Source organism: Microbispora rosea (assembly GCF_044460045.1).
Classification (GTDB): domain Bacteria; phylum Actinomycetota; class Actinomycetes; order Streptosporangiales; family Streptosporangiaceae; genus Microbispora; species Microbispora rosea.
Map to the genome: position 1 here is coordinate 467,128 of NZ_JBITJO010000006.1, position 12,287 is coordinate 479,414.

Below are 12,287 nucleotides of genomic sequence, written 5' to 3' on the forward strand. Positions count from 1 at the left end.
CGACGGCGCCCCGCTCGGCGGACCGGTGAACGGGGGCCGGCCGCTCCGTTCGCGGCCCGCGTCCGTCGTCGTGGCCCACGCGTCAGCAAGCTCTTAAGGTCCGCGCGCTCATCGCATGAGACGCGAGCCGGGCCGGGGCGAGCAGCCTCCGGCCCGGCAGAACCTGTCCCTCTGACGCCTGATCCCCGCGCGCGGTCAGAGCTCGACGCAGGCGAGAGCACGCTGGTAGGCGACTACGCTCTGCTCTTCTCCGCCAGTCCGCCGGCGCATCTCCGCGAGCGTCATCCAGTCCTCGGCCGTCTTCCGCGTGGGTGGCGCGTTCTCCAGCCACTGGCTCACCGTGTCCAGCTCGGCCGCGGCCTCCTCGTCCTGGTGGAGCAGGAAGTGCGCCTGGCTGAGCAGGAGGGCGGCCCGTGTCTCCATCCACCCTGGAGTGCCGCGCACCAGGTCGACGACGGCCCGCGCGTATTCAATGGCCTGTTCGGGATGGTGAAGGACGATCTCCGCCCATGCGAGATCGAGGGCGCCGAGGGCCCTCTCGAAGGTGCTCGTGGCCGCGGCTTCCATCTCCCGCTGCGCCCTGAGCAGGAGGTCGTACGCTTTCTCCGAGTCGTCGGGGCACAGATTGAGGACCAGGTTCGCGTGTGCCCCCCGTAGGCGCGCCAGGTTGCGTGGCTCGCCGGTCTCGGACTGGATCGCCAGCGCACGTTCGATCAGGGTGAGGGCCTCTTCCCCGCGCCCCGCCTCCTCGGCCACATACGCGGCGTTCCAACATGCTGCTACGGCGGCCCGGGGAGTTCCCAGGGCGTCGGCGGCCGCCAGCAACTCGGCGGCGAAATGCCCGGCCCGCAGCATGTCGCCCCGCCTGAGATAGACGCCCAGCAGCGTGGAGCCGAGCTCGATCAGCGCATCATTCCAACCAGACTTGCCCAGTCTCTCAAGCGCCTGCTCACCGACCTGAACGGCGGCGGAATAGTCACCCCGCTCCCGATGGCACCGGCACAATGCCAGGGCCACCGCGATCTTGCGCTCCTGCGTCATCGTCTCCGACTCCGACTCGCTGAGCTGCTCGTGCACGGAGATGGCCTCGGCGAGCTCGCCACACGCCTCGGAGGCCAGCGCGTAGCCGTACCGTGCCTCCACCCGCAGCGAGGCGAGTCCCTGGAGGTTGCCGTCGGCGAGCAGTTCGGCGTAGCGGCGGCGGGCCTCGCCCACCTCGCCGTTCTCCAACGCCATCTTGGCGAAGCTGAGGCCGACCTCGAGGTCCTCCATCTGCTCCGCTGTGACACCGTTGACAAGGTAGGTGAGCGAGCAGTCGAGCTTCTGTGCGAGGAGTTCGAGCACGGCGGGGGTGGGGGTGCGCTTGCCGCTTTCGATCAGTGATACATAACTGTCTGAAAGTTCGGGGTGTGCCAACTGCGCTTGCGAGAGCCCACGCTGACGGCGAATCGCCTTGATGCGCTGTCCGACCAGATCTTGCGCCGCCATTGGCAACTCCTGCACTATTGTAGGCCCGGCAGTCTGAGCTGATGGGAGATCCACCGTGCGCCGCCTTACCCTGCCTGTTCTTACCCTCGTCATTTCGGCCGTACTGGCCGTTGGCGGCGATGTTACGCCAGCTACCGCCTCCACGTCTTCTGCGGAGACGAATTTCCTGGCCAACCAACTCTGCTGCTGATCAAGCCGCTTGGCAGCACGCCGGGACGCCGGAGACGAAGATCAGGCACTGTCCGGCATCCCTGCATCCTCTCCGGCGCTCCGGCGCACGCCGCTCCAAGTATTCAAGTATTCAAAGCGGCCATGCCTCCAACCCAATCGAGCGATTATTTTCAGTCCGCCGCCGCATATCAACGCATCTCATTTCCGCGATTGTCGGAGCGGGTGAATTCAATCTCCCGGTGGCGCCAGATACCGATTGCACCTCGGTGACGCAATAAAATTGTCCGCGCCGGACCGCGTTCCTTTGTCCGGTGCCAGACCACCGAGGGATCGCGCCCGGCGCCCCTCTCGGACTCAGCCTTGGCTCGCCGGCCCGGAGGCAGGAGTCCAACCCGGCATGCGACCCGCTCAAGCGGCACGAAGCCGCGATCGCCCCTCTTCGTCACCCACGATGGAGCGGCCGCACGAAGGGGTCGCACGTGACATCGGGATGCCCATGACGTAGCTGCGGGGACATAGGGAGACCGCGGCTCCGACGCACGCCTCCACGCCAGATCCTCGAACGCTTCTCCACGTATCTAGACAAAATCTAGATACGTGATGGCATATTGAAGCTTCTGCCGATCTAGGTCCAACGATGTGCCCATAGGCGGCGTCACGGGGATGACTTCGTATTGAAGTAGCTGTACAAGAACGCCGAGGGACAGCACCGGCGGCCCGGTCACGAGGCTCCGCGCACAGCCTCCCAATAGGGCCGGGCGATGCACTCAACGCGTCTGCGCCGTCACCGCATGGAGTCCAAAGTCGTATGGATAATGCGAATGAATGTGGAACGTCTCAGGACTTACCGTCCCGTCTGCGGTTACTGGGTCCGCCTGCGGGCTGGCGCGGCGGACGGCCCATCGAGCTGGGACCGCCGCTGCAGCGGGCGGCCCTGTGCGTACTCGTCGGGCATGAGGGACGCGTGGTCCCGAAGGACATGCTGATCAGTGGTCTCTGGGGGGATCGGCCCCCGAACACGGCCGAGCAGAGCGTCTACACCTACATCGCCGGCCTCCGGCGGGTGCTGGAGCCCCACCCCGGCACCCGCGGTCCATACGCCGTCCTGGTGAGCCGGTCGCGCGGCTACGCGCTGGAACGCGGGCAGATGCAGGTGGACGTGGCGGACTTCGAACGCCACCTGGCCGAGGCACGCCGGCTGCACAGCGCGGGCGACCACCGTGGCGGCCTGCGCGCGCTGGACGCCGCCCTGGCGCACTGGTCGGGGCCCGCCCTGTGCGGCGTGCCGGGTCCTTTCGCAGAGGCGGAACGGGCTCGTCTCGAGGAGTTGCGCCTGTCCGCGCGGGAGGACCACGCCGACACGCTGCTCGGCCTGGGACTGCACCAGGAGGCCGCGGCGGCGCTGACCGACCTGGCCGCGGAGGCTCCCCTGCGAGAGCGCACCCGCGACCTGCTCATGCTCGCGCTGTACCGCTGTGGCAGGCAGGCCGACGCCCTCCAGACGTACATGGACATCAAACGGCTGCTCGCGGAGCGGCTCGGCGTTGATCCCGGCACGGCCCTGCGTGAGCGGTACGAACTGATCCTGCGGGCCGATCCCTCCCTCGCGCGGGTGCAGGACCGCGCGAGCGGCGCCAAGGCCCCGGCGCGGCCTCCCCGCCAGCTGCCGCGGGCGGCGAGCGTTCTGGTGGGGCGGGCCGAGGAACTGGTCCGCCTGCGGTCCCTGCTTTCCCCCTGGGACGGCGGACCCCCGCAGGCGGTGGTCGCGATCACCGGGGCCCCCGGGGCGGGCAAGTCCGCACTGGCCGTACGGGCCGCCCACGCCTCCTCCTCCGCGTTTCCTGACGGACAGCTGTATGTCAACCTCCAGGGGGCGACGCCGGGGGGCGAGCGCCTGAAGCCGATCGACGTGCTCGGCAGGCTCCTGCGCGCCCTGGGGCTGCCGGGCGGGGCCGTGCCGTCCGAGGAGGACGAGGCCGCCGCGGTGCTGCGCGACCGGCTGGAGGGACGCAGGACCCTGATCCTGCTCGACGACGCGGCGGGGCCCGAGCAGGTGCGCGCCCTGCTGGGCCTGCCGTCCGGCAACGCCGTGCTGATCACGAGCCGTGAGTCGCACGCGGAGACCGACGACTGCGTCCAGCTCGTGCTCGGGAGGCTGCTGCGGTCGGAGGCGGTCACCGTGCTGGCGAAGCTCGTCGGAGCGGAACGGATTGCGGCGGATCCGGCCGCCGCGGACCGCCTGGCGCACCTGTGCGACCTGCTGCCGCTGTCCCTGCGCCTGGCCGCCGCCCGCCTCGCCGAACGTCCCGACTGGACCGCGCGGGATCTGGGCACGAGGCTGGAGGACCGGCGGCGTACGCTGCACGAGCTGGAGTCGGGCCGAAGGGCCGTCCGCTCCAGTCTGGAGCTGAGCTACGAGGGTCTGGCCCACGGCGGCGAGCTCGATCGGCTGGCCGCGCGGACGATGTGCCACCTCGGCGTCCTGCATGTGGCGAGCCTGACCCCCGAGCTGGTGTCCGCCCTTCTCAGGGAACCGGTCGACGCCGCCGAGCGCGCCCTCGGCCGCCTCGCACGCGCGCACCTGCTGGAGATCTCGGGACCGGGCCGCTACCGCCTCCACGACCTCGTGCGGCTGTTCACGATCGAGCTCGCGGACGCCCGTCTCCTGCCGGAGGCGCGCAAGGACGCGCTCATGAGCGCGCTCGGCTTCTACGGAGCGACCGCACGCCACGCCAGCACGGTGCTCGATCCCCACCGCGTGCAGCTTCCCTGGCCCGCCGTGCCACAGCGCCCGCTCGCGCTGACGTCGGCGGACGAGGCCAGGGACTGGCTGGAGGAGGAGCTGCCGGACGTGGTCGCCACCGCCGCACAGGCGATGCAGAGCGAGGACGACGACGTCGCACGACTGGGGGCCTACGTCGGGTTCTCCCTCATGTGGCAGCTGACGAGGGGCGCGCACCGCCACGAGCAGCGCGACCTCAACAGGCAGGCCCTGGCCGTGGGCGAACGGACCGGCGACCAGGAGATCCTGTCCCTGGCCCACGGCCAGTTCGCGCACGCTCTGGTGAACCTCGGCAGGGAAACCGAGGCCCTGCTGCACCAGCGTGCCGAGCTCGAGCTGAGACGCGCGCTAGGCGACCGGTTCGGCGAGATGCGCGCCCTGGGCAACCTGGGCGTCGTCCTTCTCAAGCTCGAGCGATACGCGGAGGCGCGTGAGGGGGCGGAAGCCCAGCGGGCGATCGCCAGAGAGATCGGCTCCGAGGTCGGCGAGCGTCATTCGCTGCTGATCAGGGTGGTCGCCTGCCGGGAGCTGGGCGACCTGACGGCGGCCATGAGCCTGCTCGGCGAGGTGCTCGCACTCGCGCAGGCCGCGGGAGACCGTTACCACGAATCGGAAGGCCTCGCGTTGCTCTCCGAGCTGTGCCTGGACCGCGGCGATCCGCGGACGGCGAAGTCCTACCTCGAGCGCGGCCTGCGTCTGGCCCGGGAGATCGGCTACCGGGTCAGCGAGTGCGAGTCGCTCGCCATGCTCGCCAGAGTGCACCGTCTCCTGAACGAGCCGGCACGGGCCCTGGCCTACGCCCGGGAGGCGCTGGCGGCGCGGCAGCGGTCCGCGGACGAGAATCTCTCCCGGTTGGCGGAAGACGAGCTGCGCGTCATCGAGACGGCCTTCCCCGAGCTGAGAGCGACCCGCGAGGTACCGCCCCGCGCGGCGCTCACCGGCTGATCGTCGGTTCGCAGGAGGGACAGGACGTCCATGGGGACGGCACATGGAGAAATCGGCGGGGGTGGCCTCCGGCTCCGGGTCCTCGGACCGGTGACCGTGTCGCTGGAGGACCGGCAGCTGAACCCGGGGCCGCCGCTGCAACGGGCCACCCTCTGGGTGCTCGCCGCACAGGCGGGCCACCTCGTCACGAAGGACAGGCTCATCGGCGCCCTGTGGGGCGCCGCCGCACCGAAGACGGCCGAGCAGAGCCTCTACACCTATGTGGCCGGGCTGAGGCGGCTGCTCGAACCGGAGCGCGGCAGGCGCGGGCCGTTCACATTGCTCACCCAGTCCGCGAACGGCTACAGCCTGGCGCGGGACGCGTGCCGGACCGACGCCGAGGAGTTCGAACAGCGCCTCGCGGAGGCTCGCCGCTACCAGGCCAAGGAGGACCTCGGCGCGTGGCTGCGCGAACTGCAGGCCGCGCTGGGACTGTGGGCGGGCACCGCCCTGGGCGGCCTTCCCGGCCCTTTCTGCGAGGCGGCGCGAACCCGGCTGGAGAGCATGCGCCAGACGGTGCGGGAGGACCAGGCCGACGCGCTGCTGCGGCTTGGCCGGCGTCAGGAAGCGCTCGACGCGCTCGCCGGGCTGACCGTGGAGGCCCCGCTGCGGGAGCGGGCCCGGGAACTGCAGATGCTCGCGCTCTACCGCTGCGGGCGGCAGGCGGAGGCGCTCGAGGTCTTCCACGACACCAGGAGTCTGCTCGCCGAACACCTCGGCGTCGATCCCGGCGTATCCCTGCGGCGGGCGTACGAGCTCATCCTCCGCGCGGACCCCTCCCTCGCGACGGCGCCGTCCCCCATGGCGGTCACGGCTCCCGGAGAGATCGACCGGCCGCGTCAGCTTCCGCGCGATCCGCAGATCTTCGTGGGGCGGACGGAGACGCTGGTGCGACTGCGCGCTCTGCTCGCGCCCGGGGACGGGGGCGACCCGCAGGCGGTGGTGGCCGTCACCGGCACGGCGGGAGCGGGAAAGTCGACCCTCGCCGTACGCGCCGCCCACACGGTGAGCGATCACTATCCGGACGGCCAGCTGTACCTGAACCTGCTCGGGGCGACACCGGGAGTCGGACGGCTGAACCCCCTCGATCTGCTCGGCAGGCTACTGCGGGGCCTCGGTGTGCGCCCGGACTCGGTCCCGTCCGATCCGGACGAGGCCGCGGCGATGCTCAGAGACCGCCTGGCGGGCCGCCGCACGCTGATCGTGCTCGACGACGCGTCCGGCCTGGACCAGGTCCGCCCTCTGCTGGGCCTGCCGGCCGGGAATGCCCTGCTCGTCACGAGCCGGGAGTCGTTCGCGGCGGCCGACGACTGCGTCCAGTTCGTCCTCGGCAGGATGCAGCGGTCGGAGTCGGTCGCCATGCTCGCGAAACTTGTCGGCGCCGAACGGATCGCCGCCGATCCGGCCGCCGCCGCCGAACTGGCCCACCTGTGCGGCGGACTGCCCCTCGCCCTGCGCCTCGCGGCGGCGCGTCTGATGGAGAACCGCCACACGCCCCTGACCGAGCTGAACGCCCGGCTACGCGACGAACGGCGGGCACTGCACGAGCTGGAGTCGGGCGATCTCGCGGTGCGCGCCAGCCTGCAGCTCAGCCACGATGTGCTGGCGGCAAGCGGGCACGAGCTCGACCGGGCGGCGGCGGCTGCCCTGTGCCATCTGGGCGTCCTGCGCACGCCGGACGCCACACCCGAGGTCGTGGCGGCCCTTCTCGACGTGCCGCGGGACGCGGCGGAGCGCGCCGTGGCCCGCCTGGTGCGGGCGAATCTGGCCGAACCAGGCGAGCAGGGACGGTTCCGCCTCCATGACCTGGTCCGGCTGTTCGCGATGGAACTGGCCGAGCGGCGTCTGAGCGAGCGCGACCGCGACGACGCGCTCGACCGCGTGCTCGGCCTGTACGGCACGACCGTGCGCCTGGCGATGAAACTGATCGACCCGCATCGGGTGCATCCCCCGCACGAGTTCGCGACGTGTGAACCTCTTGCCCTGACCGGCAGCACGGACGCGTCCGCGTGGCTGGAGCGGGAACGCCCCAACGTCCTCGCCGTCGCGGCACAGGGGATGGCCCGGCGCACTCCGTCCCTCGCGCGCTCCGGCGCGCACCTCGGCTTCTCCTTCCACTGGCCTCTTACCTTCGCCGGTCACCACCGGGACGTCATCACCCTCGGCCGCCAGGCGCTCGATGTGGGCGAGCGGCTCGGGGACCTGGAGATCTCCGCCCTCGCGAACGGTTATCTCGCCCTCGGCCTGGGCCATACGGGACGCTACGAGGAGGCGCTCGCCCACCAGCGCGCCGAGGTGAACCTTCGCCGCACGTGCGGCGACTCCTTCGCGCGGATGAGGGCCCTGGGGAACCTCGCCATCGTGCTCAACGCGCTCGATCGGCACGAGGAGGCCCTGTCGTCGGCACGGGAGGAGCTGCGGATAGCGAGGGAGATCGGGGCGGCCGTGGGCGAACGCCACGCTCTCGTCTGCCTCGGCGCGGCACATCTCGGCCTGGGGGACGTGGCGGCGGCCATGGCCGCGTACGTCGAGATGGCGGCGCTCGCGAAAGAGGCCGGGGACGCCATGCATCGCTCGGACGCGCTGATGGGCATGGCCGAGGTGCACCTGAGGCAGGACGACCCCCGGTCCGGGGCGATGCTCTACGACGAGGCCCTCGTCCTCATCAGGGAGAACAGCTCCCGCGCCATGGAACCGAGGTGCCTCGGCAAGCTGGGCAGGGCCGAACGCCTCATGGGCAGGCTCGACAGGGCGCGCGCGTACCTGCGGGAGACCTTGGCGGTCGCGCAGGAGTGCGGGGCCGGCTACTGGGTGGACTTCGCCCGCGAGGAGCTCGCCCTGCTCGGCGAGAGCCCGCAGGACGGTCCGTCGCGGACCGCGGACGGCTCAGCCGGCGCGGAGGGCGAGGAAGAGGTCGACGCGGTCGGCCATGGATGACAGGTCCTTGCCGGTGAGCTCCTCGACCCGCCTGATCCGGTAGCGCACCGTGTTGACGTGCACGTGCAGCCGTTCGGCGCAGGCGTTCCACGAGCCCGTGCAGTCGAGGAACGCGCCGAGCGTGCGCACCAGCTCGGCCCCGTGCCTCCGGTCGTAGTCGAACAACGGCCCGAGCAGCCTCTCGGCGAACGAGGACCGCACGTCGCCGGGCACGGTCGCCAGCAGCAGCGCGTGGGTGTAGATCTCGTCGCTGGTGACCACTCCCCCGCCGCGCGCCTCGGCCATCCGCCGTGCGTGGCCCGCCTCCTCCACCCCGCCCCGGATGGCCTGCGCCCCGGTCAGCGCGCCGCTCAGCCCGGCCGACACCGTGATCGAGGACAGCCCGCCCGCGAGCACCGCCGTACGGGCGCGCAGCAGCGCCGCGAGTGCGTCGCGGTCGCCCCAGGGCGTGTCGGCGCGCAGGGGGACCAGCGCCACCGACGCGTCGGCGCCCGCGGCGGCCACCACCCCGCGGTCCAGCAGCTCCTCCACCACCTGACCGCCCAGCAGAGCGGGGTCGGGGCCGTCCTTCGCCCCGCGCCTGCTCGCCGTGGCGGTGACCACCGCGTACGGCTCGGCCGGGTCGATGCCGCACGTCCGCAGCCGGGCCGACAGCTCCGCGAGGTCGCCGCCCGCGCAGGCCAGGGCGATGAGCTGCTCGGCCAGCCGGCGCTCCACCCGGCGGCCCTCCTCCGCCCGCGTCCGCTCCATCGCGACGCACGCCGCCAGCTCGTAGCCGATCTCCACGTCGACCTCGCCCCGGCAGACCAGGGCCCAGCCGGCGGCCCGGTGCGATCGGCCCACGGCGAACAGCGTGAACGGCCCGCCGCGGTTCACGACGACCGGCAGGCGGACGGCGGCGAGGTAGTCGTGGGCCAGCCGTACGGCCCGCTCCTGCGGCAGGTCGCCCGCGACGACCGCGCCGCAAGCGGACACGACCGCGGCCGTGACGCCGAGCTCGGCCTCTACCAGGGTGAACAGCTCGCCGAGCCCGGCTCCTTCTGCCACCGCCGCGACGATCCTGCGGTGCCGCCCGAGGGCGCCGCGCAGGTCGCCCGCCTGGGCTGCGGCGACGCGCCTGCCGACGAGTTCGGTGACGGCCCCGAACGACACCTCGACGGGCACTTCGAGCAGCGGCAGCCCGCGAGCCCGGCAGGCCTCCACCAGGTCGCCGGGGACCGTGCCGAGCCGCGCGTCGCCCGCGCCGAGCGCGGCCACGCCCGCCTCGGCCAGGGCGTCCACGAACCGGGCGGAGTCGTCGGGCGACTGGCGCCACATCAGGCCGGTCAGCACCAGTTCGCCGCCCGACAGGTATCGCCGGGGATCGGGCAGATCGGTGATGAGCACGCCCTTGATCTCGCGGTCCAGCCGCTCGTCGCCCGTGAGCAGGGTGAGCCGCAGCTCCGGGGCGGCGAGCAGATCATGCAACAGCACGGAAGACAGCGTATTTGGAGATATCTACAAGCATCGACTACGCCCGTCCCCGGGTTTCATGGCCGCGCCGATAGGCTCCGCCCCCGCCCGGTTGCTGTACTACGACCGTGGAGCGGTGGATGGCGACTGAGACGGCGGCGGGCACAACGGCGGGCACGACGACCGGAGCGGGGCGGCGTTCCGGCCTCGGCGAGAGCGCGCCGCGACCCGACGGCACGCTGAAGGTGACCGGGGAGTTCGCGTACTCCTCGGACCTGTGGCTTGAGGGCATGCTCTGGGGCGCGACGCTGCGCAGCCCGCACCCGTCCGCCTGGATCCGCTCGATCGACGTCGGCCCCGCGCTCGCGATGCCCGGCGTGTTCGCCGTGCTCACCCACGAGGACGTGCCCGGGGAGAAGTTCTACGGGCTGGACGTCCGCGACCAGCCGGTGCTCGCCGTCGACCAGGTCCGCTATCAGGGCGAGCCGGTGGCGATCGTGGCCGCCGACCATCCGGAGACCGCCCGCCGCGCCGCCGCCGCGATCGTCGTGGACTACGAGAAGCGCGAGGCGGTGACCGATCCGCGCCGGGCCGCCTTCGACCCGTCCTGCCCCGCCGTACATCCGGAGGGCAACCTCGTACGGCACCAGCCCGTGAGGGTGGGCCAGACCTTCGATGCCGAGGTGGTCGTCACCGGCGAGTACGAGGTCGGCATGCAGGACCAGGCGTTCCTCGGGCCGGAGTCGGGTCTGGCCGTGCCGGCCGAGGATGGCGGGGTGGACCTGTTCGTCGCCACCCAGTGGCTGCACGTCGACCAGGACCAGGTGGCGCCGTGCCTGGGCCTGCCGAAGGAGAAGGTGCGGCTGACGCTCGCCGGAATCGGCGGCGCGTTCGGCGCCAGGGAGGACCTGTCGATGCAGGTCCACGCCTCGATGCTGGCGCTGCGGACGGGCCGCCCGGTGAAGATGGTGTACGGCCGCGAGGAGTCGTTCTTCGGCCACGTCCACCGGCATCCGGCGCGGATGCGCTACGAGCACGGCGCCACGTCCGACGGGCGGCTCGTCTACGTCAGGGCGGAGATCCTGCTCGACGGCGGAGCCTACTGCTCGTCCACCCCGGCCGTGGTGGGCAACGCCGCCTCGCTCGGCGTCGGTCCTTACGAGGTGGGCAACGTCTGGATCGACGCGTACGGCGTCTACACGAACAACCCGCCCTGCGGGGCGATGCGCGGGTTCGGGGCGGTCCAGGCGTGCTACGCGTACGAGTCGCAGATGGACCGGCTCGCGGCGGCCTGCGGGCTGTCACCGGTCGAGATCCGGGTCCGCAACGCGGTGTCGCAGGGGTCGCGCCTGGCCACCGGGCAGGTGATCGACAGCCCCGCGCCGCTCGCGGACATGCTGAAGGAGCTGGCCGCGATGCCGCTGCCGACGGAACCGGCGGACGAGCGGCCCGACCTGCGCCTCCTGCCGGGCGGCGTCGCGCAGACCACCCACGGCGAGGGCGTGCGGCGCGGCGTGGGCTACGGCGTCGGCATCAAGAACATCTGCTTCTCGGAGGGCTTCGACGACTACTCGACGGCACGGGTGCGCGTCGAGCTCGCCGGGGCCGAGCCGCACGTGCTCGTGCACACCGCCGCCGCCGAGGTGGGCCAGGGGCTCGTCACCGTCCAGGCCCAGATCGCGCGTACGGAGCTCGGGATCGCCAAGGTCACCGTCGCCCCGGCGGACACCGCGGTCGGCTCGGCCGGGTCCTCCTCGGCCTCGCGCCAGTCGTACGTCACCGGCGGGGCGGTCAAGACGGCCTGCGAGGCGGTGCGGGCGCGCCTCGACGCGCTGCGGGCGGCGCATCCGGAGCTGTCGCTGGAGGAGGTGCTGGAGCGGTTCGGGCCGGTCGAGGAGACGCGGGAATATCGCCACCGGCCCACGTTCCCCATGGATCCGGTCACCGGCCAGGGCGACTCCCACACGCAGCTCGCGTTGTGCGTGCACCGGGCCGTGGTCGACGTCGACGTCGAGCTCGGCCTGGTCAAGGTCGTCGAGCTGGCCGCCGTGCAGGACGTCGGAAAAATCCTCAACCCGCTGGCTCTGGAAGGGCAGATCCACGGCGGCACCGCGCAGGGCCTGGGCCTGGCGCTGATGGAGGAGATCCAGGTCAGGGACGGCCGGGTGCTCAACCCCTCGTTCACCGACTATCTGATCCCCACGATCCTCGACATGCCGCCGATGCGGGTGTCGGTGCTGGAGAACCCCGACCCCCATGCGCCGTACGGCCTGCGGGGCGCGGGCGAGCCGCCCACGCTGTCGTCGACCCCGGCGGTGGCCGCGGCGGTCAGGGCCGCGACCGGGCTGGATCTCTCCCGTGTCCCGATCCGGCCCGAGGACGTCGCGCTCTCGCCGGTCGCCCGCTGAGCCCCGCCGCCATGCTCGGCGCGCCCGAAAGGCAGCCGGGGCGGCGGGCTCGGTTCCGCCGGCTC

The 12,287-nt window shown here is 72.1% G+C and carries 5 protein-coding genes; 3 read left to right on the forward strand and 2 right to left on the reverse strand.

Annotated elements, in window-relative coordinates; translation table 11 throughout:
• Positions 1-195: 195 nt before the first annotated feature.
• A complete protein-coding gene (locus ACIBK1_RS27015) occupies positions 196-1,488 on the reverse strand; it encodes a helix-turn-helix domain-containing protein (protein ID WP_030508224.1) in 1,293 nt (430 codons plus the stop codon).
• A 979-nt stretch (positions 1,489-2,467) separates the two neighbouring features.
• On the opposite strand from ACIBK1_RS27015, the gene ACIBK1_RS27020 reads away from it, so the two are divergent.
• Together ACIBK1_RS27020 and ACIBK1_RS27025 are read left to right on the forward strand one after the other, a co-directional pair.
• On the forward strand, positions 2,468-5,386 hold the full coding sequence (locus ACIBK1_RS27020) for an AfsR/SARP family transcriptional regulator (RefSeq protein ID WP_396738500.1): 2,919 nt from the start codon (positions 2,468-2,470) through the stop codon (positions 5,384-5,386).
• Between the two features lie 90 nt (positions 5,387-5,476).
• Positions 5,477-8,362 carry an AfsR/SARP family transcriptional regulator gene (locus ACIBK1_RS27025; RefSeq protein WP_396738502.1) on the forward strand — a complete coding sequence of 962 codons (2,886 nt, stop codon included), beginning with the start codon at positions 5,477-5,479 and terminating at the stop codon, positions 8,360-8,362.
• Here ACIBK1_RS27025 and ACIBK1_RS27030 read toward each other — a convergent pair.
• Positions 8,312-9,835 (reverse strand): PucR family transcriptional regulator, encoded by a 1,524-nt coding sequence (locus ACIBK1_RS27030; RefSeq protein WP_396738503.1) that lies wholly within the window; start codon positions 9,833-9,835, stop codon positions 8,312-8,314. The genes ACIBK1_RS27025 and ACIBK1_RS27030 overlap by 51 nt on opposite strands.
• A gap of 119 nt (positions 9,836-9,954) precedes the next feature.
• On the opposite strand from ACIBK1_RS27030, the gene ACIBK1_RS27035 reads away from it, so the two are divergent.
• The gene (locus tag ACIBK1_RS27035; protein WP_396738504.1) at positions 9,955-12,222 is read left to right on the forward strand and encodes a molybdopterin cofactor-binding domain-containing protein; all 2,268 of its coding nucleotides are present in this window, start codon (positions 9,955-9,957) and stop codon (positions 12,220-12,222) included.
• Positions 12,223-12,287 lie beyond the last annotated feature (65 nt).